We start from the raw sequence: 25,692 nt of genomic DNA, 5'->3' as shown, positions 1-25,692 counted from the left end.
ATGTCAACAGAGTCCGCGAAGAAGTTCAACATCGACACCGTCGAGAACGCCGCGGCCACCCCCGGGGTTGAGCTGCCCTGGGCCGAGCTGGGCCTGAAGCAAAACGAGTTCGACGACGTCGTGAAGGTCTTGGGGCGGCGCCCCACTGCCGCCGAGCTGGCCATGTACTCGGTGATGTGGAGCGAGCACTGCTCCTACAAGTCCTCCAAGAACCACCTGCGCCAGTTTGGCGACAAGGTCACCGAGGAAATGAAGAAGGACATGCTGGTGGGCATCGGCGAAAACGCCGGCGTCACCAACTTGGGCGACGGCTGGGCCGTGACGTTCAAGATCGAGTCCCACAACTCGCCGTCCATGGTGGAGCCCTACCAGGGTGCCGCAACCGGCATCGGCGGCATTGTCCGCGACATCATCTCCATGGGCGCACGCCCGGTGGCCGTGATGGATCCGCTGCGCTTTGGCGCCATCGACCACCCCGACACCGCCCGTGTCATGCACGGTGCGGTGGCCGGCATCGGCGGCTACGGCAACTCGCTGGGCCTGCCGAACATCGGCGGCGAAATGGTGTTTGACTCCGTGTACCAGGGCAACCCGCTGGTCAACGCACTCGCCGTCGGCGTCATGCGCCACGAAGACATCCGCCTGGCCAACGCTTCCGGCAAGGGCAACAAGGTTGTCTTGTTCGGTGCCCGCACCGGCGGCGACGGCATTGGCGGGGCCTCCATCCTGTCCTCCGAGTCCTTCGACGACACCAAGCCGTCCAAGCGCCCCGCCGTCCAGGTGGGCGACCCCTTCGCCGAAAAGGTGCTCATCGAGTGCTGCCTGGAACTGTTCAAGGGTTCCCTGGTTGAAGGCATCCAGGACCTCGGGGCCGCAGGTATTTCCTGTGCCACCAGCGAGCTGGCCTCCAACGGCGACGGCGGCATGGAAGTTGAGCTGACCTCCGTCCTGCTGCGCGATCCGTCCCTGACCCCGGGCGAAATCCTCATGTCGGAATCCCAGGAACGCATGATGGCAGTTGTTACGCCGGAGAACGTGGCCGCGTTTGAAGCCGTCATGGACAAGTGGGCCGTGGAGTACTCCTGGCTCGGCGAAGTTACGGGCACCGGCCGCCTGGTCATCAAGTGGGACGGCGCAGTTATTGTCGACGTCGATCCCCGCACCGTTGCGCACGACGGCCCGGTCTATGACCGCCCGTACGCCCGCCCCGAGTGGCAGGATGCGCTGCAGGCGGACACCTTCACCGGTTCCGTCCAGGATGGCGGACGCCCGTCAACCGCTGACGAGCTCAAGGCCGCCGTGCTGGAGCTCATCGCCTCCCCGAACATGTGCTCAAAGGACTGGATCACCAACCAGTACGACCGTTATGTCGGCGGCAACACCGCCATGGCGTTCCCGGATGATTCCGGTGTCGTTCGTGTGGATGAGGAAACCGGCTTGGGCGTTGCCCTGGCCACCGACGCCAACGGCCGCTACACCTTCCTCGACCCGTACCACGGCGCCCAGCTGGCCCTGGCCGAGGCCTACCGCAACGTCGCCACCTCCGGCGCCATCCCCATGGCCGTCAGCGACTGCCTGAACTTCGGTTCCCCCGAGGATCCGGCCGTCATGTGGCAGCTGGCCGAAGCCATCCGCGGCCTGTCCGATGCCTGCATGGTGCTGGGCATCCCCGTCACCGGCGGCAACGTTTCGCTGTACAACCAGACGGGCTCCACCCCCATCCACCCGACCCCCGTCGTGGCGGTTTTGGGCAAGTTCGACGACGTCGCCCGCCGCACGCCGTCGGGCTGGCAGGAAGACGGCCAGGCCATTTATCTGTTGGGCAACACCGCCGCCGACCTGGATGGTTCCGAGTGGGCCAACCTGCGCGGACACCTGGGCGGGCTGCCGCCGGCAGTGAACCTGGAGCGGGAGCGTGAATTGGGTGCGATCCTGATCAATGCCTCACGCGACGGCATGATCGATTCCGCCCATGACCTCTCCGAAGGCGGCCTCGCGGCAGCCCTGGTTGAGTCGGCACTGCGCTTCAACACCGGCGCCCGGGTGGCCTTGGATGAAGTTGCCGCCCGTGACGGTGTTGACACCTTCACCTTGCTGTTCTCCGAGACTCAGGGACGCGCCATTGTGGCCGTTCCGCGCAGCGAAGAGGTCCGTTTCAACGACATGTGCACGGCACGCCGCTTCCCGGTCTCCCGCATCGGCGTTGTTGACGCAGCCGGCGATGCCCTGGACATCCAGGGGTTGTTCACCGCACCGCTGGATGAGCTTCGCGAAGCACATGAGGGCACCCTGCCGAAGTACTTCGGCTAGCACCGAAAACTAGCACCGGCAAAAGGAACCCCGGCCAACTCTCCCTTGAGATGGCCGGGGTTCCTTGCTGTCCGGGCGCCGGGACGCCATGCGCCGGGTGTCCCGGCTAAAAGCCGCCCGCCAGCGTGCGGGCTGCCTGCTGGTAGGAACGGGTGACGCCGGCCTGGGTGAGCTTGGTGACCGGGGAGCCAAGCGTGTAGATGAATCCGGCGGGCTTGCTGAACGCCAACAGCCTGAAGTGGACGCCGCCGTCGGACGTCTGCATTGCAATGAATGCCTCCTCACCCAGTGCCGGGTGTCCTGGCAGGGTGCCGTAGCCAAAGCCCGCCATGGTTGCGTCAGCCCCGTCGGGGCCTGTCAGTGTTTGGGGCTCCAACGTCCACACCACTTCGCACGGCACCGGCAGTCGAAGGCGGCCCACCCCAAAACCACTGACAACCCGGGCACCAACAACGGCCCGGGGCGGTGCCGTGACCTGCAGGCCCGCACGCCGCTGAATTTGCCAGGTCATGATGCCTTCGGCCAGGGCTGCAAAGGCCTCGGCGCCCTGCCCCACGAGGATGGACTTGTCCACGTGGTCAAATCCCTTGGGCCATGCTGCGGCGTCGGCGGGTTTTTGCGCCATCAGCCGGGTCAGGCCAAGGCAGGGATAGTCAAGACGGCGACGGTCAGCTTTTGGCAACACGTGCACTCCATTTCAAGGCGGTTTGTTGTTTCTTGGGCAGGCCGTCCACCACAAGGTCGTAGGAATCCTCCAGCATGTCCAGCACCATGTCCGCGTCCACCGCCGTGCAGTCCACGGTGTTCCAGTGCCGCTTGTTCAGGTGGTAGCCGGGGATGATGCCTGGGTTGGCGGTGCGCAACTGCGCAGCCAACAGCGGATCGCATTTCAAGCTGATGGACAGCTCCGGCCCGTTGAGGTCGCCCAGGGCAAACACCTTGCCGGTGCGTTGTTCGCCGCCGCTGGTTGCCTTGACCTTGAACACGCTGGTCTCGGGCCCGAAGGGGAAGTCTTCGTAGGCGCCGGCCAGGGCCAGCGCGGCAGCTCGCAAGGACTCTGCACTGAGGCTCACGGCAGCATCCGCCCTTCTTCGCCGGACGGTGCCGGCCCGGACGTTTCCGAACCGGACGTTTCCGGCCCGGTCGCCGCGGCGCTGAGCACTGCGTAGCTCAGCATCGCGAACTCTCCATGTTTGCTGGCGGCGCTCAGCTTGAGTCTGTCGGCCCCCACATTGCGCGGCAGCAGCGGCGCCCCGCCAACCAGTGCAGCCGGGGCGATCGTGACGACGAGTTCATCCAGTGCGCCAAGATCCAGGAACTGCCCGGCCAGGTCGCCGCCGCCGACCACCCACACGTCAAGGTCGCCCGAAGCGTCCTTGATCTCTTCCAGCACATCGGCGACCGGGCCGTTGACGAAGCGCACATCCGCCCCTTCAGGCACTGGCAGCGTCCGGGAGGTGAAAACGTAGGTGGGCTTGCTTCCGTAGTACTGCTGCCATTTGGCGGGCTCAGCCAGCAGGTTCTCCGCCTTGAGGATCCATTCGTAGGTGGAGGAACCCTCCACGAAGACGCCCATGGTGTCCATGAACCCCGCGATGTCCGGCCCGTCAGTGTCGTCAACGGCAAAAAGCCAGTCCAGCGAGTGGTTCCGGTCCGCCAGAAAGCCGTTCAGGGTTGCCGCCGTGTAGTAAACAATGCGCGTCATGGCATCAACGCTACCCGGTGAACAGCCCGGCGGCACGTGCCGGAACCAGGGCCGCCCCGCTATGTGGTGGCCAGGTAGTCCTCAAGCAGCACAACCTTGAGCCCGGCAGCCTTTTGCGCCCGCAGAAAAGCGCCCAGATCGTCCGGGAACTCCGGCCGGAAGTGCATCAGGACAATGTCCCCCGGCCGCAGCCCGGCCCCGATCTGGTAGTCCATGCCACCGGCGTTGGCCTTGGCTTCCCAGTCGATGACTGCCTTCATGCCGCACTCCGCCACAGCCTGTCGGGTGGCCTGCGTGTAGGGCCCGCCGGGTGGCCGGAAGAACACGGGCCGGCGTCCGTACTGCTGTTCCTCGTAATCGGCCATCGCACAGATCTCGGCTTTTTGCTGCTCGTAGCTCAACTTGATGAAGCCCAAATCATGGGTCATGGTGTGATTCTCGATCAAGTGCCCGGCCGCCACATATTTCTGGTAATGCTGCGGATCGCCTGCAATGAAGGCGTGTGTCAGGAACAGTGACGCCTTGATGCCGCTCTCCTCCAGCAGCGCCAGGTCCGAGTCCCGCCTCACGGCGCCGTCGTCGATGGTCAGGAACACCACCATTTGCTCGGTGGGCACCTTTGTCAGCACCGGGGCCAGACCATTTTCGATGGGTGGCAGCACATAGTCCGGTACGATCCCGTCGAGGGTGCTGACCCGCCCCGTCACCGGATCGACCGCCGGCGTGATTGGGGCAGTGTCCGACGCCGGAGCTTCCGTCGGGTCCGCCGCACCAGTTTTCGCCGTGGTCGCCGGGGCTGACGGGGCCGCCGTCGCGCTGCTGCCCGCAGTCCCGGTGGTGGCAGCCGCCGCGGCTGCATCCCCGGCCGGGCCGGCCGTTGCGGCGACCCACCAGAGGCCGCCGACCACCAGCGCAACGGCCAATGCGACGATGAACAACCCCATCCAGCGCTGCCGGTGGCGGGAACGGTCAAGGTGCTGCGGCATGTCTTCCTTCCGGGCGTTCAGTGTGGGGGGCCACCGGCCGAGGGTGCCCGGAGACGCGCGGCCCTGTGATTTGCGCCATGGTCCGAGCATAATCCCGAGCCGCAGGGATGGCGCCAGTCCCCTCGGCGATTTGCCGACGGGAACTGCCGGCCGGACCCCGGGCGTCACATCCGGCAGACAATTTTTTGCCGGGCGTTTCCGGGCGCTAGGCTGACACACATCCCATCCAGAGCGGCCGAGAGACCTGGCTTGTTGACGCCGCAGCAACCATCCAATGCCCGCCGAATTGATGCGGCGGGCCAAGGTACGGTGCTACCGCCAGAAACGATGGAAAGGAAACCAATCGTGTCTTTAAATACCACCCACATCCGCACCAGCCATGCGGGTTCGCTGCCCCGCACCCCTGCCCTGCTCGCCGCCAATGAGGTGAAGGAAGCCGATGGTGCCACGGCGGAATTTGAGTTGCTGCTGGAGGAGTCCGTCGTTGACGTGGTGGCACGCCAACAAGCCACCGGAATTGACATCGTCAACGACGGCGAATTCGGTCATGCCATGTCCACCGCCGTCGATTACGGCGCCTGGTGGTCCTACTCCTTTGCCCGCATGGGCGGACTGGAGCTGGATGCGGACCAGAAATGGGCTGTTGACGCCGTCGAGTCGACGCCCGGCAACGTTGCACTGACGGGCTTTGTGCACCGCCGAGACCGTGCCATTTTTGCCGAGGCCTACAACGACCCCGCCTCCGGCATCTTCTCCGCCGGCGCAAAACTGTTCCCGAAATGCACCGGCCCGCTGGTCTACACCGGGCACGACGCCGTCGCCTCCGACATCAAGAATCTCACCACCGGAATGTCCCGGGCAAACGTCGCGGAAGGATTCGTGGCAGCCCTGTCCCCCGGCAGCGCCTCCCGCATTTCCAACGAATTTTATGCGACGGAGGAAGAATTCATCTACGCCTGTGCCGACGTGCTGCGGGAGGAATACACTGCCGTCATCAATGCCGGTCTGACACTTCAGATCGATGACCCCTCGATCGCGGAGAACTGGGACCAGATCACCCCGGCCCCGTCGGTTGAGGACTACCTCAAGTTCACCCAGATCAGGGTTGAGGCGTTGAACTACGCACTGCGCGGGCTGCCGGAGGACCAGATCCGTTTCCACCTGTGCTGGGGTTCCTGGCACGGCCCGCACACCACCGACCTGCCGTTCCCCGAGCTGGTTGGCACCATGCTCCAGATCAATGCTGGGTCGTATTCCTTCGAGGCTGCCAACGCCCGCCACGAACATGAGTGGAAAGTCTGGCAGGACACCAAGCTGCCCGAGGGCAAGTCAATTGTGCCCGGCATCGTCTCGCACGCAACGAACGTGGTTGAACACCCGGAGCTGGTGGCCGACCGGATTGAACGCTTTGCCTCAGTCGTGGGGCGTGAAAGCATCATCGCCTCCACGGATTGCGGCCTGGGCGGCCGCGTCCATCCACAGATTGCCGCAGCCAAGCTGTCGGCCCTTGGGGACGGCGCCCGCCTGGCCAGCAAGCGTCTCTGGAAATAGTCCGGCTCCGCAATGGCGGCAGTGCTGGGTTGTGGCCCACCATTGCCGCCAGGGTGGGGCGGCTAAAGGCCCAGTGCCGCAGCCTCAATTTTGGGGCAGGTGTCCATGACGACATCCAGGCCGGCGTCCGCTGCCCGCTGTGCCGCCGCCTCGTCAATGACGCCCAGCTGCAGCCAGACGGCCCGGGCGCCCACGGCAATTGCCTGGTCAACCACGGCGCCCACCTTCGTGGAATTCACGAAACAGTCAACAACATCAATGCTTCCCGGGATCTCGGCCAGTGTTTTATAACCCTTGGCGCCGTGGACGTCGTCGCCCTTCAAGCTGACAGGGATGATCTCCTGGCCCAGGTGCCGCTGCAGAAACAAGGAGACGCCGACGGCGGCGCGGCGGGGGTTGCTGGACAATCCAACCACAGCCCAGCGGCCCGGCGTCGTCAGCAGGCGGCGAATGGTTGCGGGGTCGTTTGCATGTGCCATGATCTGAGCTTATGCCGTCCCTGCAGCGCTCGGCCAATTGAATTGTTACGCTCCGCGAACCGCGGCAGGCCATCCAATTTCTGCCGGTCCGGTGCGGGGACCTAGTCTAAAGGTGACCATCCCGAGCGGCTGAGAGATCTGGCTCAACGACGCCGCAGCAACCCTGGTCGGCACCCTTCCCGGGTGTTGATACCGGCAGGGTGCTACCGCCAGCACCGATGGAGTGTTCCCATGTCTGCTTTGCTTTCGCCACCCGCACCAGCCTCCCCGGCAGTCTCCGATCCGCAGGGCACGGCCGCCATGCCGGTGTCCTTTCAGGACCTGGGCCGTTCCTTTGGCTCCGGGGCCGGCACCCACACAGTGCTCCGCAATGTCTCCTTTGACGTGCGAGCCGGAGAAATCGTCGCCTTGCTCGGACCCTCCGGCTGTGGGAAATCCACCCTTCTGCGTGCCGTCGCCGGGCTCGATGCCCCGAGCGCCGGCACCGTCTCCATCGACGGAACGGCCGTGTCCGGCATCGATTCGCGCTGTGCCGTGGCATTCCAGGAGCCCCGCCTGCTGCCATGGAAGTCGATCGCCGGGAACGTGGCGATTGGTGTGCCCACCAGCGCCGACGCCACCCGCAGCCGCCAAACGGTGCAAAACCTGCTCAAACTGGTGGGCCTGTCAGATTTCGCCGGGCACAGGCCGCGGGAGGTCTCCGGCGGCATGGCACAACGGGCGTCCCTGGCCCGTGCCCTCGCCCGCAATCCAGGCGTTTTGCTGCTGGATGAGCCCTTCGGCGCCTTGGACGCCCTGACCCGGATTACGATGCAGGATCTGCTGCTGGACGTGCACGCCGCCGAGCCGGCAACTGTCCTGCTGGTCACCCACGACGTTGACGAGGCGCTGCAGCTTGCCGACCGCATCATCCTGCTCGGCTCCGACGGGAGCGGCCGCGCCGGGTCGACCATTGTGCGCACGGTGGACGTGCCCGGCCCGCGACCCCGCAACCGGGCGTCAACGGAGCTGGCCGGGCTGCGCAGTTCGCTGTTGGCCAGCCTCGGCGTCGACGGCCACTAACCTCCCCATTCCAGCGCTCCCGCACTTTCACCACCGCAACCATTTTTAGGACCATCATGCCTGTTTCACGCTCTGTCAACCGCCGCTCCTTCCTGAGCGTCGCAGCCGCCGTCTCCACGCTCGCCCTGGCCGGCTGCGCCGGTGAAAACGCAGCCTTCGACGCCGCCGGCAACAGCGGCGGATCCGGCACGCTGACCCTCGACTTTGCCACCTACAACCCGCTGAGCCTCGTCATCAAGGAAAAGGGCTGGCTGGAGGCGACCTTGGCGGACAAGGGCGTCACGGTGAAGTGGCTGCAGTCGGCAGGTTCAAACAAGGCCAACGAGGCCCTGCGCGCCGGAGCCGTCGATGTCGGTTCCACCGCGGGTTCCGCGGCGCTGCTGGCCCGCGCCAACGGCTCACCCATCAAGACCATCTCTCTCTACTCCCAGCCCGAATGGGCGGCACTGGTTACCGCCAAGGGCTCCGCCATCACCTCGGTTGCCGATCTCAAGGGCAAGTCGGTGGCCGCAACCAAGGGCACCGATCCGTACTTCTTCCTGGTCCAGGCACTGGAAGAGGCCGGCCTGAGCACCAAGGACGTGACAGTGGAGAACCTCCAGCATGCCGACGGCCGCGCAGCCCTGGCGAACGGTTCCGTCGACGCCTGGTCCGGTTTGGATCCCATCATGGCCACAGCCGAACAAGAAGGCGCCACACTCTTCTACCGGAATCTGGATTTCAACACCTACGGTTTCCTCAACGCCACCGAGTCGTTCCTGAAGGAAAAGCCCGAACTGGCGCAGACAGTTGTCGACGCCTACGAAAAGGCCCGCGTCTGGGCTGCGGCCAACCCCGAAGAAACGGCACAAATCCTCGCCGACGCCGCAGGACTCAAGCCGGCAGTGGCCAAAACCGTCATTCTCGAGCGCAGCAACCTCGACGTGTCCGGGATTCCCGGGGACAAGCAGCGCGCCGTGCTGGCAAAGATCGGGCCCACCTTTGTGGAGCTCGGCGACGTCAAGACACAGGCTGAGGTCGACACCGCCCTGGAAACCCTCCTGGATGATTCCCTGGCCGTGAAGGCAAATCCCGATTCGATCAAGGAATCCTGATGACAGCCACCACCACGACGACCGCGCGCCGCAACTGGTCTGGCCGGAACCTGGCCAACGGCTGGGCCCGGCTGGGTCTGGGCCTGCTGCTGCCGGCCCTGATATTGCTGGCCTGGCAGCTGAGCACGGCCGCCGGACTCTTCTCACCCGTCCAGCTGCCGGCACCCCGGGCCGTGCTTGAGGCCGGGACCGAGCTCATCGGGCGCAACGAACTGTTCGGCCATGTGGCGATCTCCACGCAGCGGGTGCTCATCGGATTTGTTGCCGGCGCCGCCCTGGGTATTTCACTTGGCGCCCTGGTTGGGCTCTCCAAGGCCGCCGAGGTGTTGCTGGGCCCCACGATCGGCGCCTTGCGGGCCGTCCCGTCACTGGCATGGGTGCCGCTGCTGATCCTGTGGATGAAAATCGGCGAGGACTCAAAGGTCACCTTGATTGTGATTGGGGCGTTTTTCCCGGTGTTCACCACTGTGTCCCTGGCCCTGCGCCACGTGGACAAAAACCTTGTGGAGGCCGCCCGCGCCTTTGGCCTGAAGGGCATCAAGCTGTTGACCACAGTGCAATTGCCGGCAGTCGTCCCGGCCATCTTCTCCGGGCTGCGCCTGGCCCTGGCCCAGGCCTGGCTGTTCCTGGTTGCTGCCGAACTGATCGCCTCCTCCATGGGGCTGGGCTTCCTGTTGACGGATTCACAAAACAACGGCCGCACCGACAGACTGCTCCTGGCCATCGTGCTGCTGGCAGTTCTCGGCAAGGCCACCGACGCCCTGCTGGGCCTGGCGGAGAAATGGGCTGTGCGCAAATGGTCATGACAACGGAAACAAGCGAAACGAACCGCCTCGATTTTTGGGCGGCCGCGGCCGGCCGGCTCGACTGGGCCCAACCCTGGCACACCGTCCACACCTCAACACCGGCAGACCCGGCAGCCAGGCGCGGACCGGAGATCCGCTGGTTCGAGGGCGGCAAACTCAACGCCGCAGTCAACTGCACGGACAGGCATGTGGCCGCAGGCAACGGCGGCAAGGTCGCGCTGCACTTTGAGGGCGAGCCCGGCGACCGCCGGAGCATCAGCTATCTCGAACTGACCGAACTGGTCAGCCAGGCCGCCCACGCGCTGGAAGCTCTGGGCATCGGCCCCGGCGACCGCGTGGTCATCTACCTGCCGGTGCTGGTGGAAACGATTGTCATCACGCTCGCCTGCGCCAGGATCGGGGCCGTGCACTCGCTCGTGTTTGGTGGCTTCTCCGCCGAAGCCCTGAAATTCCGGGTCGAGGACACCGGCGCCAAACTGCTCGTCACCACCGACGGCCAGTACCGCCGCGGCACCGTCGTCCCGGTCAAGGGCCACGCGGACTTGGCTGTGGGCGGGCGCAACGCCATCGAGCATGTGCTCGTCATCAATCGCACCACCCCTGCCGATGCGCTGGACACCGTGCCGTGGACCCCGGGCCGGGATGTCTGGTGGCATGACGCCGTCGAAACCGCACCCCGCGTGCACAAGGCTCAGGCGTTCGACGCCGAGACCCCGCTGTTCATCATGTACACCTCCGGCACCACCGGCCAGCCCAAGGGCCTGGTCCACACCACCGGCGGCTACCTGACCCAGGCTTCCTGGAGCCACGAGTTCCTGTTCAGCAACCCCGACCCGGCCCTGCGCGACAGCGATGTGCACTGGTGCACGGCTGACCTGGCCTGGGTCACTGCACACACCTACGAGATCTACGGGCCGCTGTCCAACGGCGTCACCCAGGTGATCTACGAGGGCGTGCCCAACGCCCCGCACCCCGGCCGGCACTTTGACATCATCGAACGCTACAAGGTCACCAGCTACTACACGGCCCCCACCCTGGTTCGTTCCCTCATGGGCTGGTTCCCCGACGGCGTGCCGGCCCATCATGACCTTTCCTCCATCCGGCTGGCCGGAACCGTGGGCGAGGCCGTCAACCCGGAGGCGTGGCGTTGGCTGCGCAGCCAGGTGGGACGCGATTCGCTGGTCCCCGGCGATCCTTCGCGCGGCATCCCCATGGTTGACACGTGGTGGCAGTCGGAGACTGGCGCCACCATCCTCTCCCCGCGGCAGGACGATGCGGCCTTCAAGCCGGGCTGCGGCACCCGCGCACTGCCAGGTGTCGCCGTGGATGTGGTGGACGACGGCGGCAGAACCGTCCCGGCCGGGGTGCAGGGCAACATTGTGCTCACCAGCACCGGCCCGGCCATGGCCCGCACCGTCTGGGGCAACCCGGAACGCTACTTCAGCTCCTACTGGGAAAAATATGCCGCGCAGGGCTGGTTCCTGGCCGGCGACGGCGCCCGCTTCGACGAGGACGGGGACATTTGGATCCTGGGCCGGACCGATGATGTCATCAACATTTCCGGGCACCGGCTCTCCACGATTGAAATCGAATCGGCACTGGTGTCCCACCCGGGCGTCGTGGAGGCCGGCGTGTGCCCCACCTTCGATGCCAAGACCGGGCATGCGGCCACGGCGTTTGTGGTGCCCCATGACCTCTCGCTGACAGCAGTGGACGGTGCCGGGGCTGTGACGCCGGCACAGTTCACGCCGGAGCAGGAGTCCGCCGCCGCGGAACTGCGGGCCCATGTGGCTGCACAAATCGGCCCCATCGCCAAGCCGCGCGACATTGTGTTTGTTCCGGACGTGCCCAAAACCCGGTCGGGGAAGATCATGCGCAGGCTGTTGGCGCAACTGTTTGAAGGTGCCGTGCTGGGCGACACCACGAGTCTGCAGAATGAGCCCTGCATCCCCGCCATCGAGCAGATCTGCGCGGCGAGGTCCGCACGGATCGCGGAAGCCGGCATCCGCGGATAGTTCGGGCTGCACGCAGAATAACGCAATACGGCTAAACATTCTTTGGCGGATTGGCCATTGCTTGCAAGAATGGTCGGATACATCCCGTGTGGTTAAGAGGCCCGGCCCCTTGACGCCGCACAACGAAGGAGCTCGCCATGTCCAGCATTGCCGCATCACCCGAAGCACTCGCCACACCGTTGAAGTTTGCCTATTGGGTGCCGAACGTCTCCGGTGGCCTGGTCGTCTCCACGATCGAGCAGCGCACCGGCTGGGACTTTGACTACAACAAAAAATTGGCGCGCATCGCGGAAAACTCCGGCTTTGAATACGCCCTGACGCAGGCCCGCTACGCAGCCAGCTACGGCGCCGACCAGCAGCACGAGGCCACCAGCTTCTCGCTGGCACTGCTGGGCGCCACCGAACGGTTGAAGGTCATTGCCGCCGTCCACCCCGGCATGTGGCATCCCGGTGTGCTGGCAAAGTTCATGATCACCGCCGACCACCTCTCCAACGGCCGCGCCGCAGTGAACATTGTCTCCGGCTGGCTCAAGGACGAGTTCACCAACTTTGGCCTTGACTGGCTGGAACATGACGAACGCTACGTGCGCACCGAGGAATTCATCAAGATCCTGCGCGGGCTCTGGACCGAGAAGGACTTCTCCCAGTCCGGCAAGTACTACGACATCAACAACTTCACCCTGCAGCCGGCCCCCATTGACGTGCCCGGCCGCCCCCACCCGGAGATCTTCTTCGGCGGGAACTCCACCGCGGCCCAGGCCACGGCCGGCCGCGTGGCCGACTGGTACTTCTCCAACGGCCGCACCCTTGAGGGCTACGCGGACAACGTCAACGGCGTCCTGGCCGCGGCCGCCACCGTTGGCCGCACGCCGCGTTTCGGGCTCAACGGCTTTGTCATTGCCCGTGATTCCGAGAAGGAAGCCAAGGACACGCTGCGGGAAATCGTCGAAAAGGCGCACCGTCCCGCCGTCGAAGGCTTCGCCGCGTCCGTCAAGGAGGCCGGCGCGTCCACGAAGGACGGCAAGGGCATGTGGGCCGACGCCTCCTACGAGGACATGGTCCAGTACAACGACGGCTTCAAGACCGGGTTGATCGGAACGCCCGAACAGATCGCCGAGCGCGTTGTGGAATACAAGAAGGCCGGCGTGAACCTGCTGCTGACCTGCTACCTGCACTTCCAGGAAGAAGTGGCCGCGTTCGGCAAGGACGTCATGCCGATCGTGCGCGAGTTGGAGGCCGATCTGGCCCGCAAGCACGGCACCGAACTGGACACTTCCTCGCTGCCCGAAACCAACTTCGAGAAGGCCTCCGCCTGATGGCCGAGCACCAGTTTGGCTTCCGCACCCGCGCCCTGCACGCCGGCGGCACCCCCGACGCCGTCCACGGCGCCCGGGCCGTGCCCATCTACCAGACAACCTCGTTCGTGTTCAAGGACACCGACGACGCCGCGAACCTGTTCGCCCTGCAAAAGTACGGCAACATCTACTCCCGCATCGGCAACCCGACGGTGGCCGCCTTTGAGGAGCGCATCGCCTCACTGGAGGGCGGCATCGGGGCTGTTGCGACGTCGTCGGGCATGGCTGCCGAGTTCATCACCTTCGCAGCCTTGGCCGGGGCGGGCGACCACATCGTGGCGTCCTCGAAGCTGTACGGCGGCACCATCACCCAGCTGGACGTGACGCTGCGTCGCTTCGGTGTGGACACGACGTTCATCGACTCGAACGATCCGGCCGACTTTGCCGCCGCGATCAAGGAAAACACGAAGGCTGTGTACACGGAAATCGTGGCCAACCCCTCCGGCGACATTGCCGATCTTGAGGGGCTGGCGGCCGTGGCGCACGACGCCGGAGTCCCCCTCGTGGTCGATGCAACCTTGAGCACCCCCTACCTGATCCGGCCCATCGAGTTCGGTGCCGACATTGTCATCCACTCCGCCACAAAGTTCCTTGGCGGGCACGGCACCACCCTGGGCGGGGTCGTCGTCGAATCCGGGCGGTTCAACTGGGGCAACGGCAATTTCCCGTCCATGACCGAACCCGTCGCCTCCTACGGCGATGTGTCCTGGTGGGGGAACTTTGGCGAGTACGGTTTCCTGACCAAGCTGCGCTCTGAACAACTGCGTGACATTGGCCCGTCGCTGTCGGCACAGTCCGCGTTCCAGCTGCTCCAGGGCGTTGAGACCCTGCCCCAGCGCATGGACGAGCACCTGCGCAACGCCGCGGCTGTGGCCGAATGGCTCGAGCATGACGAGCGCGTCTCCTGGGTCAAGTTCGCCGGCCTGCCGAGCCACCCGCATTACGAGCGCGGCCGAGCGTACCTGCCCAAGGGTGTTGGCTCCGTGTTTGCCTTCGGTGTCCGCGGCGGCCGGGATGCCGGCAAGGCGTTTATTGATGCCCTGCAGCTGGCCAGCCACCTTGCCAACATTGGCGACTCGCGCACCCTTGTCCTGCACCCGGGATCCACCACACACCAGCAGCTCTCGGCTGAACAGCTTGAGGCGGCCGGCGTACCCGAGGACTTGATCCGCATTTCGGTGGGACTGGAAGACATCGCGGACATCCTGTGGGACCTGGACCAGGCGCTCACGGCAGCCCAATCAGCAGGGGAGCCCGCAGGAGATTCTGCGGAAGACGCCCCGTCCTGCACCATCGGAGCAACAGCATGAGCACCATTGAACGCACCTGGGTGGGCCCAACAGCCCCGGAACGCCTGGCAATCCTGCGTAAAACCCAATCCATCGCCATTGTGGGGGCCTCGGACAAGCCGTCCCGCGCCAGCTACTTCGTGGCCACGTACCTGCTGTCCTCAGGCCGCTACCGGGTGTATTTTGTGAACCCGGTGGCAACAGAAATTCTTGGCCAGCCAGTGTACAAGTCGCTTGCCGACCTGCCGGAAGTCCCTGACCTGGTGGATGTCTTCCGCCGCCACGACGACCTCCCCTCCGTGTTGGCGGAGACCCTTGCCGTCGGGGCCAAGACGATCTGGCTGCAGCTGGGTGCCTGGCACGAAGGGGTTGCGGCCGAGGCCGAAGCCGCGGGCCTGGATGTGGTCATGGATCGCTGCGTCAAGATTGAGCACGCCCGCTTCCACGGTGGCCTGAACCTGGCCGGCTTCAACACCGGCGTCATCTCCTCCAAGCGCCAGCTGCTCGCCTAACCCCTTCCCGCCGGCCCGGCGGATGCTCACGTCGGCGGCTGATCAGGCTGTCGGCTTGTCAGGCTGTCGGCTTGTCAGGCTGTCACGAAGGAGCCGTCCATGCCGGGCCGGTCGTTGTCCCCGGAGTCTGTTTCCGGTTCCTCTTCGTCTTCCGGTTCGTCCTCGATGTCCACATAGTCGTCGCTTGTCAGCTCGCCGGTGTAGAGGGCCCAGAACTCGTTGTCTGCGGCTGCGGCGGGGTCCAGTGCCGCCAGCTGTTCGTGGAACGACTTCTTGACGGCCGAAAAATCCTCGTCGTCCTCGGGGCCCACCGTATCCCTGTCAATGGACCCCCACGCTGCGACGATGGCCGGCAGGGACTCCAGGGAGGAAGCGATGAGGGTTTCCTCGTCCTCGCAGACGTACAGCACGGCCCCGCTTTTGCGGTTGACGACCACGAACTGAAAATCCCCGTCGTTGCACACGATGGCACGGCCTGCCGCATCGTCACCAAACGGCGGCTTGAGCCATTCCCCATCCAGTGGCACATCCTCAAGCGCCACGGGATGCATCGGCTCCAATACTGACCAAATCCTGGTGTCGTTCATGGTTTCCTCCAGCCCCTGCCTATAGTCTCGACACTAATCACAGCGGGTAACCACGTCAACGCCGAGTTTCAGCCAGACGGGATCACTACTGAGCTGTTTTCAAAACGCCGGTTGAGAAGTACTGGAAGGAATTCCCGTACTTCTTCAATGCGCCGATGGGTCACATCGGCCGTGGCCACGCCTTCGTCTTCGTCATTGAGGAAGCTGGCCGGGATGCCCATGGGGTCAAGAATGGCCGAATGCCCGATGCAATGCTTGCTGGAAGTTCCGGCGGCAGCCACCCAGCAGGTGTTTTCAATGGCACGGGCCTTGAGCAGGGTTTCCCAGTGGTCGACCTTGTGCTCGCCCTTGAACCAGGCCGCCGACACGCAAATCAAGTCAGCGCCCGAGAGGGCCAGGGAGCGGGCCAGTTCGGGGAAGCGAATGTCGTAGCAGGTCATGATGCCCACCTTCAAACCGCCGATTTCCACAGTGGTAATGCCCCTGTCGCTGGGCTTGATCCGGGTGGATTCCTGGTAGGAGAAGGCGTCGTAGAGGTGGAGTTTCCGGTACGTGCCCAAAATTTCGCCGTCATCGCCCACTGCAACCACTGTGTTGTACGGACGGTTTTCGCCGCTGGATTCATAGCCGCCGGCAATGACGGCAATCCCCAGGTCGGCGGCGATCATGGACAGGCCCTGCACAAACGTGGTCCAGTGCGCATCAACTGCCGCGGCAAAATCGCCCGCAATCCGGCCCACGGAGAACATTGCCTCCTCGGGGAACAGGATCAGCTTGCTGCCTGCCTGCACCGCAGTTGCTGACAGTCTGCGCATGGTGGCCAGGTTCTCTGTTACATCCGCGCCTGGATTGAATTGTCCAACACTGACTTTCATGGCCATGGGTCCTTCCGGTGGATTTCCTGTGCAACCAGCCTAGCCGCCCCGGCCGGGACCGCACCACGGAGCTGCGCAGTAAGATGCACCGATGAAGACCATTGGGCTGCCGGGGGGCATGAGCTGGGAAAGTTCTGCCTTGTATGACCGGTTGGTCAACGAGCTGACACGGGACCGGCACCATCGAGGCAGCCGTCCAGATTCCGCTCGTGCACCTGGCTGACAGCACGCCGGCCCCCTGCCTGTTTTCCCCCACCACGTGGCTGCATGCCGAGGCCGCGGTGCGGCTTGCGCTGGGGGACGGCGCCTGAAGCACCCCGGGAAAAGGGAAGGACGACGCCGGAACCGAAGTTCCGCCGTCGTCCCTTCCAAACGCTGTGGTCAGCGCGGGTTACTTCTCGCCGATGAGGTCGTGCCGGACGATCGTCTGGTCGCGGTCCGGGCCAACGCCGATGGCGGAGATCCGGGTGCCTGACATGGCCTCGAGCGCAAGGATGTAGTTGCGCGCATTCTCGGGCAGGTCCTCCATGGTGCGGGCCGTGGTGATGTCCTCGGTCCAGCCCGGGAAGTACTCGAAAATGGGCTTGGCGTGGTGGAATTCGGTCTGCGTCATGGGCATTTCGTCATGGCGCACGCCATCGACGTCATAGGCGACACAGACGGGGATCGATTCGATGCCGGTGAGCACGTCAAGCTTCGTGACGAAGTAGTCCGTGAAGCCGTTGACGCGCGATGCGTGGCGGGCCAGGAGGGCGTCGTACCAGCCGCAGCGGCGCGGACGGCCGGTGTTGACGCCAAATTCCCCGCCTGTCTTCTGCAGGTAGATGCCCATCTCGTCGAACAGTTCCGTGGGGAACGGGCCGGCGCCGACACGCGTGGTGTAGGCCTTGATGATGCCCACGGCGCGGGTGATTCGGGTGGGCCCGATGCCGGAACCGACCGAGGCGCCTCCCGCTGTGGGGTTGGAGGAGGTGACGAACGGGTAGGTGCCGTGGTCAACGTCAAGGAACGTGGCCTGGCCGCCTTCCATGAGCACCACTTCGCCGCGGTCCAAAGCCTCATTCAACACATAGGTTGCATCAATGACCATGGGGCGCACCCGCTCGGCAAAGGCGAGGAAGTACTCCACAACCTCTTCAACTTCAACGTCTCGGCGGTTGTACACCTTCACCAGCAGCTGGTTCTTCTGCTTAAGTGAACCCTCCACCTTTTGGCGCAGGATGGACTCGTCAAAGAGGTCCTGGACGCGGATGCCCAGGCGGGCCACCTTGTCCATGTAGGCCGGGCCGATGCCGCGGCCGGTGGTGCCGATGGCGCGGCTGCCCAGAAAACGCTCGGTGACCTTGTCCAGCACCTGGTGGTACGGTGCGACCAGGTGGGCGTTGGCGGAAATGCGCAGCTTGGACGTGTCCGCGCCGCGGGCTTCCAGGCCCTCAATTTCTTCAAACAACGCCTCAAGGTTAACGACGCAGCCATTGCCGATGATAGGTGTTGCATTGGGGCTCAGAATACCGGCGGGAAGGAGCTTGAGCTCATACTTCTCACCGCCGACAACGACTGTGTGCCCTGCGTTGTTGCCACCATTGGGCTTCACAACATAGTCGACCAAACCACCTAGAAGATCTGTGGCCTTGCCTTTACCTTCGTCACCCCACTGGGCGCCGACGATTACGATTGCTGGCATGGGACCCTCCCCCTTGCTCATAAGTTGACCCGGGCGCTGCAAAGTTCGGCGGAGGTTCCGCCGCGCAGCGTCCAGGCACGAAAATACCCCTTGGGAACCACTGTCCAACACCGGCAGTTGAGGCCGGCTGGCAAACGATCAAGGGGGGTCTTACCCCCCGAGTTTACCGGAATGCCCACGGCGGTGCACATTAAGGGCCGCTTCCGGGCGCGGCCCGGGGACCAAAAGGGTCATCGGGCGGGCAATCGGCCGTTCGATTTCATGATCCGGGCGAAAATCGATGATATGTTGTCCTAAGGACACTAAATGCGAGACTTAAGTTCCGCCACCCCAGGAGGCCCGCTATGACTGCGCCGAACAGCCCCGAATCCACGACTGGCTCCATGCCGGTCAAGCCCTACAACAACGCACTGATGACCTCCCTCATCCGCATCGTTGGCGAATGGAGCGCACCCGACTTCCTCACTGCTGTCGTTGCCCGCGAAGGGCTCCAGCTGGATCCCGGCGCCATCAAGGTCATCACGCTGCTGGCCGGCGGCGGTCCCCTGCGACCCTCGAGGCTCGCGCAGCAAATGGTCACTGGCCCGTCCAACGTCAGCAAGATCCTGGCCCGTCTCACAGCCGCCGGCATTGTCGAACGCATTCCCGACCCCGACGACGCCCGCGCCAACCTGACAACGCTCACCCAGACCGGTGCGGCGGTCGCCAACACCTTCGTCCGGGCCGGCGATTCCCTGGTCGACGAGCTGCTGACCGGCTGGGCCGACACGGATCGGCACGACCTGGTGCGGCTGCTTGGCAAATTGGAGCAGTCCACCACAGCCCTTTCCGCCCAACTGAGAAACGCCCAACCACTGCCGGGACAGACCCTGCCCGGGCCCGCACAAGGAGCACAACAATGAGCGCCAATGCCACCAGCCGCAGCTATGTCATCACCGGAGCCGGTTCAGGCATCGGCCTGGCCACCGCCGAACTGTTGCGCGAACGCGGTGCCACGGTGATTGGTGTTGACCTGAAGGGCGCCGAGGTTGAAGCCGACCTCAGCACCCGCCAGGGGCGCAGCGCCGCGGCCGATGCAGCCCTGGCCGCGACCAACGGCAGCATTGACGCCGTCATCGCCTGCGCAGGCATCTCGGCACCCATTCCACTGACGGCAAGTGTTAATTTCTTTGGCGTCACCGAATTCCTGGACCACCTGGCCCCCGCCCTCGCCAGGAGCGCCAGCCCGCGTGCCGCCGTCGTCAGTTCCATGGCGTCGCTGCAGGCCAACTCGGCCGAACAAGTTGACGCCATGCTGGCAGGCGACGAGGCCCTGACAGTTAAGATCGGCACCGCCCTGGCCGCCCAGGGACCCCGGACCGGCTACCTCAACTACCCGTCAAGCAAGCGCGCACTGAGCCGCTGGGTCCGCCGCGAAGCCATTGCACCGCGCTTCGCCGGCGCCGGCATTCCGCTGAACGCCGTGGCTCCCGGGACAGTTGTTTCGCCCATGACGGAAAAGCTGCTGGCAACCCCGGAAGGCCGCGCCATGGTGGATGCCAACGTGCCGATGCCCCTGAACGGCCACTCGGATGCCGTCGTCATTGCCCGGTTGCTCGCGTGGTTGACCAGCGAAGAAAACACGCACACCACGGGCCAGGTCATCTACACCGATGGCGGTGCCGACGCCAGCCTGCGCGGGGACAATATCTGGTCTTAACCGGCCCCTGCCTCTCCCCTGCATTCACCCTCGCGTTTCGGGAGGGGCTACTTCACCACCTGGAACACCCCGGCGGCACCGCGTTCGGCGTCGACCATGCTGTGCGAGACAAACGGGTAGTTGCCGGCCTCCGGGAAGGAAAGCTCCACAAAACCGCCCTGCGCCGGGGCCAGCGGCAGCACCTGCGCGCCCGCCGCGGGATCGGAGCCGTCCAAAAGGTACCGGCCCTCGCTCCACGTGGTGTCGAACTGGCCGCCGATGACATGGAACGACGACGCCCGGTTGGGTCCGGCGTCGAGCACCCAAATCCGCACCCGCTCGCCCACCTTGGCGGACAGCGGGCTGAACCTGTACTGGTTGGCGTAGCCGTTGAACACCACGGCGTCCGGCTTCCCGGCCTGGATCTTGGCCAGGTCGGCCACACCGCCCTGGCCGCCGGCGTAGATCTCGGACTGGACCAGGAGGTACTCCTTGTCCACGGGTTTCAGCCCCGGCGGGTCAATGACGACGGCGCCGAACATGCCGTTGGCAATGTGCTGGCTCATGGGCATGGTGCTGCAGTGGTACATCCAGATCCCGGCACGCGTGGCCGTGAACGTGTAGCTCAGCGACTCCCCCGGGTTGATGGTCCGCATGGGTTGGTCCGGCGCGAGCGCCCCGGCGTGGAAGTCGATCGAGTGCCCGAGCGAGCCGTCGTTGACGAGCGTGATCTTGAATTTGTCCCCGATCTTGCCGCGCAGGGTGGGCCCGGGCGCGGTGCCGTTGAACAGCCACAGCTTTTGCGTGACCCCGGGCGCCACCTCGCGTTCCTCCTCGGTGACCTTCATGGTCAGTTCGTGCACCGTCGCACCCTCGGCAGGCGGCAGGGCGGGCAGGGCGGCGTCGTGGGCGGTGAAGCCCGCGGCCGGCTCCTTCATGAAGTCAAAGACTGCCGGCGGGCCCGCGTCTGTCCCGGTGCCGTGGTCCATTCCCGGCATGCCGGTGGTTGGCTCCGTGTCCGGCGCTGAACCAGCCGGTGCCGGGACAGGCACGCCGGTCACCACAATGCTGAGCACCATGCCCTGCTGCCTGTGTCCGGCCACGCTGCACCAGGCCTCGACGGCGGTGCCGACCACGCCCACATCAACCACCGCACGGTCCCCCGGATACAGCCGCCCGGAATCGGTTCCCAACGCGGTGACGAGATCGTGCACCATGTTGTCCTCGTTGACCAGGTTGATCACGAGCTTGTTTCCCGCTGGCACCTGCACCGTGTCCGGGTGAAAGCGCATGTTCTTCATGGTCATGTCCACTGTTGTGGTCTGGCCCGTGGCTGTGGCGGCGGACGGCGCGGCAACCCCGGAGAGGCCGGGCAGTGACTGCGGATCGGCAACAATCCCGCCCACAATGACAAGCACGACGACGGCAAGCCCGGCGGCTGCCATGCCCGCCCGTTTGCGCGGGGCCGGGTCAAACGCCGCCGTTTCAGGGTCGGCAGTCCCGGCAGCTGCGGCAGCTGCGCGGGCTGAAGTTGGTGGAGCGGCCCCTGTGCTGGGAGCGGCTTGGCCGCCGTCGGACTTCACCGGAGCCTTGCTGAACAGTGCCCCGCCCAGCAGCGGCAGGAACCAGGCCAGGCCGGCCAGCACCAGGAATGAGGTCCCCACCCGCACCAGGCTCGGCACCGGCAGGAGCGAAACCAGCAGTCCCGCGTTGGTCAGCACCACCCGGAACCAGCCGGCCTTGTCCAGCACCGCCACCCTGTGCTTGACGGCGGCCGGGCCGCCACCCAAAACCACAGGCACCAAATACGTCAGGGCCGCGCCCAGCACCTGCGCCACAAATCCGGCTGCCAGCACAGGAACCACGGCCTCGATCCCACGGTGCAGCCCGTCCCAGCCGTCGGCGGTGAGCGTCAACAGCAGCAGCCAGGCAAGCCCGACGGCCAGCCATAGCAGCGCGGCGACGGCCGACAACGGCGCGAAAGTCGTTGGCGCCTTGGCCCGCACAACCTTGGCAAGCGGCACGCAAATGTAGAACACGCCGCCCAGGTAAATGAGCAGCCCCACGGTGCACAGGAACATCACCCCGGCCCCCGCCCCGGCGGCTGTGAGCAGCACACCCGCCAACAGCGGAACCGCGCCATGGCGCGCGACTGCCTCGGCGCCGTCGGCCACCCTGGTGCGCAGCATGGTTGGCAGCAGCGTCATCAACGTGCCCAGCACGGCCAGGCCGACAAAGCCGAGCACGTTCACGCCCATGTGGACAAGCAGCAGGCGCACATGCAGCCCGCCGGCGGGGTTGGCTGCGAGCGCGGCGCCGACGCCGGCACCCACAGGCAGCAGCAGGCAGGCGGCCACGTAGTACCAAACGGTGGGCCCAAAACGCGACGGCAGCGCCTTCCGGGCGCGCAGCCCCAGTGCCACGGCGTGCAGGGCCACAACCAGTCCGACGCCGATGCTGCCCACGAGCGTCAGCACCCAAACATCGAGCACCATCGAGACCACCACCGCCGCAACGGCCAGGTTGAGTGCAATGAGCCTGGCCACCATGGCCCGGTTGTTTGGCGTCGGCCCGCGCAGCAGCGCCTGGGCGAAGTGCCAGCTCCAGACGAGGATCGAGTTTGTGGCCGCACCCAGCAGTAGCAGGTGCACCATGAGCCAGCCGGAAACGGGGATGTTGCGGTGCATCAACACCACAACCACGAGCGCCACGAGCCAAAACACCGCCGGCGCGTTGGCCCGCAGATGCCAGCCGGCCCGGTTCATGGGCGATTTTCCGCTCGGAGGAACTGGCATTCCACTCGTGGGTGCGGAGCCGATGTTCACGCTGCCGCCTTCTGTGCATGGGTGGCCTGCCAGATCGCCAGGGCGGCGAACAGCAGGATGGAAAAGACGTTCAGCACGCCCCCGGCAACCCACGCGCCATGGAGCCCCGCGCCGTCGCCCAGCACCAAACGGACAACAAGGGAGACATGCAGGAGCGCTGCCGGCAGCCAAAATCCAGAGGTGTACGGCAGCGGCTTGCGCAGCACTGCGGGCAGGATCACCGGGGCGTGGGCCATGATCATGGAGATCGTGAAGCCCAAGAACACCGCGTGGACGGCGACGTCGTAGGAGGCGCCCGTCAGCGGCCCGTCATGCAGGGCCAGCACGACGCCGGCAATCGCCAACCAGCCATAACCGGCCAGGAGGCAGGCGGCAATGTAGCGCGGCAGGCCCGTGGAACGGATCGTCTTGCGGGCGGCGTCGTACCCGAGGAGCCAGCCGACCAACGCCAGCAAGGCCACCCCGTACAGCGGGTAGCCGGCGGCGGGCCACAGCAGGGTGGCTGCCGTGGCGCCGAGCAGCACAAAGCCCGCCGCCAGCAAAAGCGGCTCAGCCTTGGGGCTGCCGATCCCGATGCGGGCCAATTCCAGCCGCTCCCCGGCAATTGTCAGCACCACAAAGGTGACGAGAAACGGCAGCACGACCGGAATGGACGACACCCGCAGCCACAATCCGGCGGCGGCGATTGCAGCCACGGCACCCAGGATCTGAATGAGCACGACGTTGTCATACTGGCGCCGCCACAGGGGGATGTAGACGAGGGTCATGGCAATGGTTCCGGCCAGCAGGACGGTCTTGCCGATCCAGAGGTCCAGCGGCGAAATCAACAGGAGACCGGCAACGCCCAAAAGTGCCGGGGAGGCGTAGCCCAGCGCCTTGTTCAGGGCCACCGAGCGTTCGAGGGCGATGACGGTTCCCACGAAGCTGAGGACGAGCAGCATGCCGTGGACCTGGGGGAAGCGGTCGACCTTCAGGGGTGCGTCCGCCCCAAGGAGCTGCAGGCCCGCGTTCAGGCCAATCAGCAGGGCCGCCCCTGCGGGCAACAGGAATACCATCCGGAAGGCCGGTTTGCGCAGGACACCGCCGTTGCGCCCGGGCCCTGGGTTTCGGGGTTTTTCGGTTCGTGGCTTTGCGGTTCGTGTGAGGTTTGAATTCCTGCCCGCCGGGATGGGGGTTGTCACGGAGTTCCGGGGGTTCCTGGGGTTCCTGGGGCGGCGGCTGCCGCGGCTGTGCCCTCTGGCAGATGCAGGGTGCACCAGCCGGGACCGGCAAACGGCAACAGCGACACCTGGCGCTCGGGCAGCCCGCTGCCGGCGAGGAGCTCCTTCGCCAGGCCCAGGTGCACGGCGCACACCACGTCGGGGTTGTCCCGGGCAGCTTCGACGATGGGACAGATTGTCAATGTCAGCTCGGTGGCATCGCGATTTCCCTGGACACCAAATCCTGCTTGTTCAAGCGCCGCGACCACGTGCTTCCGGGCGGACCTGCCGCCGGTCCCGCTGCCGGCATTGCTGCCGGTTTTGCCGGCTGCATTACTGGCTGGGCCGGCTTCCGGCATGGCACGCGCCCAGGCCCGGCCGGCAGCTTCACCTTCGGCGGCGGGGTTGTCGCTGTGGAGGGCCAGATGCTGGGCCAGCGCAGCCGCCAGCGCAGCGTATCCCACGGGTCCCGCCGGAGCGGCTGTTGCTGCATACAGCCAGGCCGGCCGGCCCCTGCCTTCCCTGGCCGCCGCGGTCTTGGTGGCGTAGCCGTCACCGACAAGCGCTTCCAGGTGCTCACGCACGGTGTTGGCGTGCTGGCCGGTCTCAGCGCTCAGCTGCTCAACGCTCAAAGTGGCCTCGTTTTGCCGCAACCTGGCCAGCACCGCAGCGCGCGCCCTGGAAATGGGCGCCACCGGTTTTGTGCCGCCGGGTCTGGGGCCGCTTGGCAGTGTTGCACGACGATTATTTTCCACGGAATTAAGTGTAGTAATATAATCGCATAATCTCCACTCCCCCCGACGACGACCAGCAACGAAAGGCTACAACCGTGAATAATCTTGTTCTCGCATCCTCCTCCCTTGAGGCCGCAGCCTTGGAGGATGCCCGCACCCGCCTGGCGGAAGCCGCCGGGACGTTGGGCACCTTGAGCCAGAATCTGCTGGCTGCCGCCGGCAATCCCACCGGCGGGGAACTCGCAGAAGCGGACCAGGGCGCACTGGTCAATTTTGCGGAACAGGAACTCCTACCGCTTGCCGCCGCACTCGCCGGGGCGTTCCCCGGCGCCCCCGGCACCTCCGGGGCCCTCAACCTCATTGCCGGAATGGCCGCCGCACACAGCACCCGCCTGGCAGCAACGACAAAGTCCCTTGAAATCCAGGAATCCCCCGTCCAGATGGTCCACGCCGACGGCCGGCTCCAGGAAGCTGCCGCAGCATTCGTGGAACAGGCCACCGAGCTGGTCCTGCCCGCACTGGCTCAGAACGCAGCCGTCTCCCTCGCGGAGATCCTGCCTGCCCGTGCCACGGCAACCGGCACCCCCGCATCAGACGGCGCAGCATCAGTCGACGCAGCATCAGTCGACGCAGCGGCGGAAGGGCAGATTCCGGCGTCGGGCGGCTGTGCCTGCGGCGGGCACGACGAGCCCGGCCTCTCGGAACTGGACTCCCGGGTCATCCCGCACGCGATCCGCCACGCCACCATCTTCGGCGCACTGGAGGGACTGAACACCGGCAAGGGGATCCTGCTGATCGCCAACCACAACCCGCTGCCGCTGCTGGCCCAGCTGGACCAGCGCTCCCCCGGCAAGTTCGCCGTGTCCTACGTTGAGGACGGCCCGGAGCTGTGGAGGCTGAGCATGGTCCGCAGCTGACACCCACCTGGGCGTCGGGCGGCTGGGCG

Annotated in this window: 23 protein-coding genes and 2 riboswitches; of the genes, 12 read left to right on the top strand and 11 right to left on the bottom strand. The window is 65.6% G+C overall.

What is annotated here, in order from left to right:
- Nucleotides 1–2,310, top strand: a complete 2,310-nt coding sequence (purL, locus tag AC1L6K_RS03950; protein WP_480952692.1) for a phosphoribosylformylglycinamidine synthase subunit PurL — start codon at nt 1–3, stop codon at nt 2,308–2,310.
- Nucleotides 2,311–2,416: 106 nt separating this feature from the next.
- On the opposite strand, the gene AC1L6K_RS03945 is transcribed toward purL, so the two are convergent.
- From AC1L6K_RS03945 to AC1L6K_RS03930, 4 genes are read right to left on the bottom strand one after another with little or no spacing between them, the layout of a single operon-like run.
- Nucleotides 2,417–2,995, bottom strand: a complete 579-nt coding sequence (locus tag AC1L6K_RS03945; RefSeq protein ID WP_480951427.1) for a DUF1990 family protein — start codon at nt 2,993–2,995, stop codon at nt 2,417–2,419.
- Nucleotides 2,979–3,383 (bottom strand): MmcQ/YjbR family DNA-binding protein, encoded by a 405-nt coding sequence (locus tag AC1L6K_RS03940; RefSeq protein ID WP_480951426.1) that lies wholly within the window; start codon nt 3,381–3,383, stop codon nt 2,979–2,981. The genes AC1L6K_RS03945 and AC1L6K_RS03940 overlap by 17 nt, the downstream gene beginning before the upstream one ends.
- Nucleotides 3,380–4,015 (bottom strand): dihydrofolate reductase family protein, encoded by a 636-nt coding sequence (locus AC1L6K_RS03935; RefSeq protein WP_480951425.1) that lies wholly within the window; start codon nt 4,013–4,015, stop codon nt 3,380–3,382. The genes AC1L6K_RS03940 and AC1L6K_RS03935 overlap by 4 nt, the downstream gene beginning before the upstream one ends.
- A 59-nt stretch (nt 4,016–4,074) precedes the next feature.
- Nucleotides 4,075–5,001, bottom strand: coding sequence for a polysaccharide deacetylase family protein (locus AC1L6K_RS03930; RefSeq protein WP_480951424.1), 927 nt, complete (start codon nt 4,999–5,001; stop codon nt 4,075–4,077).
- Between the two features lie 219 nt (nt 5,002–5,220).
- Nucleotides 5,221–5,335, top strand: a riboswitch (SAM riboswitch).
- Nucleotides 5,336–5,346: 11 nt separating this feature from the next.
- Between AC1L6K_RS03930 and AC1L6K_RS03925 the strand changes: the two genes are divergently transcribed.
- Nucleotides 5,347–6,552 (top strand): cobalamin-independent methionine synthase II family protein, encoded by a 1,206-nt coding sequence (locus AC1L6K_RS03925; RefSeq protein WP_480951423.1) that lies wholly within the window; start codon nt 5,347–5,349, stop codon nt 6,550–6,552.
- 62 nt (nt 6,553–6,614) lie between these two features.
- On the opposite strand, the gene AC1L6K_RS03920 is transcribed toward AC1L6K_RS03925, so the two are convergent.
- Nucleotides 6,615–7,031 (bottom strand): CoA-binding protein, encoded by a 417-nt coding sequence (locus tag AC1L6K_RS03920; RefSeq protein ID WP_480951422.1) that lies wholly within the window; start codon nt 7,029–7,031, stop codon nt 6,615–6,617.
- Nucleotides 7,032–7,144: 113 nt separating this feature from the next.
- Nucleotides 7,145–7,256: riboswitch (SAM riboswitch) on the top strand.
- Nucleotides 7,257–7,262: 6 nt separating this feature from the next.
- On the opposite strand from AC1L6K_RS03920, the gene AC1L6K_RS03915 reads away from it, so the two are divergent.
- The 7 genes from AC1L6K_RS03915 to AC1L6K_RS03885 all read left to right on the top strand — a co-directional run bounded on the left by AC1L6K_RS03915 (nt 7,263) and on the right by AC1L6K_RS03885 (nt 15,164).
- Entirely contained in the window at nt 7,263–8,093 is an 831-nt protein-coding gene (locus tag AC1L6K_RS03915; RefSeq protein WP_480951421.1) for an ABC transporter ATP-binding protein, read from the top strand.
- A 56-nt stretch (nt 8,094–8,149) separates the two neighbouring features.
- Nucleotides 8,150–9,187, top strand: coding sequence for an aliphatic sulfonate ABC transporter substrate-binding protein (locus AC1L6K_RS03910; protein WP_480951420.1), 1,038 nt, complete (start codon nt 8,150–8,152; stop codon nt 9,185–9,187).
- Nucleotides 9,187–9,993 carry an ABC transporter permease gene (locus AC1L6K_RS03905; protein WP_480951419.1) on the top strand — a complete coding sequence of 269 codons (807 nt, stop codon included), beginning with the start codon at nt 9,187–9,189 and terminating at the stop codon, nt 9,991–9,993. Before AC1L6K_RS03910 ends, AC1L6K_RS03905 begins: the two co-directional genes overlap by 1 nt.
- Entirely contained in the window at nt 9,990–12,008 is a 2,019-nt protein-coding gene (locus AC1L6K_RS03900) for an acetate--CoA ligase (protein WP_480951418.1), read from the top strand. The genes AC1L6K_RS03905 and AC1L6K_RS03900 overlap by 4 nt, the downstream gene beginning before the upstream one ends.
- Nucleotides 12,009–12,145: 137 nt before the next feature.
- Nucleotides 12,146–13,324, top strand: coding sequence for a dimethylsulfone monooxygenase SfnG (sfnG, locus tag AC1L6K_RS03895; protein WP_480951417.1), 1,179 nt, complete (start codon nt 12,146–12,148; stop codon nt 13,322–13,324).
- Entirely contained in the window at nt 13,324–14,673 is a 1,350-nt protein-coding gene (locus AC1L6K_RS03890) for an O-acetylhomoserine aminocarboxypropyltransferase/cysteine synthase family protein (protein ID WP_480951416.1), read from the top strand. Before sfnG ends, AC1L6K_RS03890 begins: the two co-directional genes overlap by 1 nt.
- Complete coding sequence (locus tag AC1L6K_RS03885; protein ID WP_480951415.1) at nt 14,670–15,164, top strand: CoA-binding protein; 495 nt, start codon at nt 14,670–14,672, stop codon at nt 15,162–15,164. The genes AC1L6K_RS03890 and AC1L6K_RS03885 overlap by 4 nt, the downstream gene beginning before the upstream one ends.
- A gap of 74 nt (nt 15,165–15,238) precedes the next feature.
- On the opposite strand, the gene AC1L6K_RS03880 is transcribed toward AC1L6K_RS03885, so the two are convergent.
- The 3 genes from AC1L6K_RS03880 to AC1L6K_RS03870 all read right to left on the bottom strand — a co-directional run bounded on the left by AC1L6K_RS03880 (nt 15,239) and on the right by AC1L6K_RS03870 (nt 18,310).
- The gene (locus tag AC1L6K_RS03880) at nt 15,239–15,751 is read right to left on the bottom strand and encodes an SUKH-4 family immunity protein (RefSeq protein ID WP_480951414.1); all 513 of its coding nucleotides are present in this window, start codon (nt 15,749–15,751) and stop codon (nt 15,239–15,241) included.
- A 68-nt stretch (nt 15,752–15,819) separates the two neighbouring features.
- Entirely contained in the window at nt 15,820–16,626 is an 807-nt protein-coding gene (locus AC1L6K_RS03875; protein ID WP_480951413.1) for a carbon-nitrogen hydrolase family protein, read from the bottom strand.
- A gap of 391 nt (nt 16,627–17,017) precedes the next feature.
- A complete protein-coding gene (locus AC1L6K_RS03870) occupies nt 17,018–18,310 on the bottom strand; it encodes an adenylosuccinate synthase (protein ID WP_480951412.1) in 1,293 nt (430 codons plus the stop codon).
- A gap of 344 nt (nt 18,311–18,654) precedes the next feature.
- On the opposite strand from AC1L6K_RS03870, the gene AC1L6K_RS03865 reads away from it, so the two are divergent.
- Together AC1L6K_RS03865 and AC1L6K_RS03860 are read left to right on the top strand one after the other, a co-directional pair.
- A complete protein-coding gene (locus tag AC1L6K_RS03865) occupies nt 18,655–19,212 on the top strand; it encodes a MarR family winged helix-turn-helix transcriptional regulator (RefSeq protein ID WP_480951411.1) in 558 nt (185 codons plus the stop codon).
- A complete protein-coding gene (locus tag AC1L6K_RS03860; protein WP_480951410.1) occupies nt 19,209–20,009 on the top strand; it encodes an SDR family oxidoreductase in 801 nt (266 codons plus the stop codon). Before AC1L6K_RS03865 ends, AC1L6K_RS03860 begins: the two co-directional genes overlap by 4 nt.
- Nucleotides 20,010–20,056: 47 nt before the next feature.
- Here AC1L6K_RS03860 and AC1L6K_RS03855 read toward each other — a convergent pair whose 3' ends face one another.
- From AC1L6K_RS03855 to AC1L6K_RS03845, 3 genes are all read right to left on the bottom strand, one after another.
- Nucleotides 20,057–22,813, bottom strand: coding sequence for a multicopper oxidase domain-containing protein (locus AC1L6K_RS03855; RefSeq protein WP_480951409.1), 2,757 nt, complete (start codon nt 22,811–22,813; stop codon nt 20,057–20,059).
- Nucleotides 22,810–23,868, bottom strand: coding sequence for a hypothetical protein (locus tag AC1L6K_RS03850; RefSeq protein ID WP_480951408.1), 1,059 nt, complete (start codon nt 23,866–23,868; stop codon nt 22,810–22,812). The genes AC1L6K_RS03855 and AC1L6K_RS03850 overlap by 4 nt, the downstream gene beginning before the upstream one ends.
- 122 nt (nt 23,869–23,990) lie before the next feature.
- On the bottom strand, nt 23,991–24,677 hold the full coding sequence (locus AC1L6K_RS03845) for a helix-turn-helix domain-containing protein (RefSeq protein ID WP_480952691.1): 687 nt from the start codon (nt 24,675–24,677) through the stop codon (nt 23,991–23,993).
- A 164-nt stretch (nt 24,678–24,841) separates the two neighbouring features.
- Between AC1L6K_RS03845 and AC1L6K_RS03840 the strand changes: the two genes are divergently transcribed.
- Entirely contained in the window at nt 24,842–25,663 is an 822-nt protein-coding gene (locus tag AC1L6K_RS03840) for a DUF2249 domain-containing protein (protein ID WP_480951407.1), read from the top strand.
- The last annotated feature ends 29 nt before the right edge of the window (nt 25,664–25,692 follow it).

It is taken from the genome of Specibacter sp. BI4, from assembly GCF_056680095.1.
Note: the sequence above shows the minus strand (reverse complement) of the source record. Positions and strands in the feature narration are given on the sequence as shown.

Coding starts and splice junctions, on each gene's coding strand:
- AC1L6K_RS03870 (WP_480951412.1), bottom strand. CDS start 18,310: ATGCCAGCAATCGTAATCGTCGGCGCCCAGTGGGGTGACGAAGGTAAA.
- AC1L6K_RS03910 (WP_480951420.1), top strand. CDS start 8,150: ATGCCTGTTTCACGCTCTGTCAACCGCCGCTCCTTCCTGAGCGTCGCA.
- AC1L6K_RS03875 (WP_480951413.1), bottom strand. CDS start 16,626: ATGAAAGTCAGTGTTGGACAATTCAATCCAGGCGCGGATGTAACAGAG.
- AC1L6K_RS03920 (WP_480951422.1), bottom strand. CDS start 7,031: ATGGCACATGCAAACGACCCCGCAACCATTCGCCGCCTGCTGACGACG.
- AC1L6K_RS03935 (WP_480951425.1), bottom strand. CDS start 4,015: ATGACGCGCATTGTTTACTACACGGCGGCAACCCTGAACGGCTTTCTG.
- AC1L6K_RS03915 (WP_480951421.1), top strand. CDS start 7,263: ATGTCTGCTTTGCTTTCGCCACCCGCACCAGCCTCCCCGGCAGTCTCC.
- AC1L6K_RS03905 (WP_480951419.1), top strand. CDS start 9,187: ATGACAGCCACCACCACGACGACCGCGCGCCGCAACTGGTCTGGCCGG.
- AC1L6K_RS03860 (WP_480951410.1), top strand. CDS start 19,209: ATGAGCGCCAATGCCACCAGCCGCAGCTATGTCATCACCGGAGCCGGT.
- AC1L6K_RS03885 (WP_480951415.1), top strand. CDS start 14,670: ATGAGCACCATTGAACGCACCTGGGTGGGCCCAACAGCCCCGGAACGC.
- AC1L6K_RS03880 (WP_480951414.1), bottom strand. CDS start 15,751: ATGAACGACACCAGGATTTGGTCAGTATTGGAGCCGATGCATCCCGTG.
- AC1L6K_RS03930 (WP_480951424.1), bottom strand. CDS start 5,001: ATGCCGCAGCACCTTGACCGTTCCCGCCACCGGCAGCGCTGGATGGGG.
- AC1L6K_RS03865 (WP_480951411.1), top strand. CDS start 18,655: ATGACTGCGCCGAACAGCCCCGAATCCACGACTGGCTCCATGCCGGTC.
- sfnG (WP_480951417.1), top strand. CDS start 12,146: ATGTCCAGCATTGCCGCATCACCCGAAGCACTCGCCACACCGTTGAAG.
- AC1L6K_RS03850 (WP_480951408.1), bottom strand. CDS start 23,868: ATGGTATTCCTGTTGCCCGCAGGGGCGGCCCTGCTGATTGGCCTGAAC.
- AC1L6K_RS03900 (WP_480951418.1), top strand. CDS start 9,990: ATGACAACGGAAACAAGCGAAACGAACCGCCTCGATTTTTGGGCGGCC.
- AC1L6K_RS03890 (WP_480951416.1), top strand. CDS start 13,324: ATGGCCGAGCACCAGTTTGGCTTCCGCACCCGCGCCCTGCACGCCGGC.
- purL (WP_480952692.1), top strand. CDS start 1: ATGTCAACAGAGTCCGCGAAGAAGTTCAACATCGACACCGTCGAGAAC.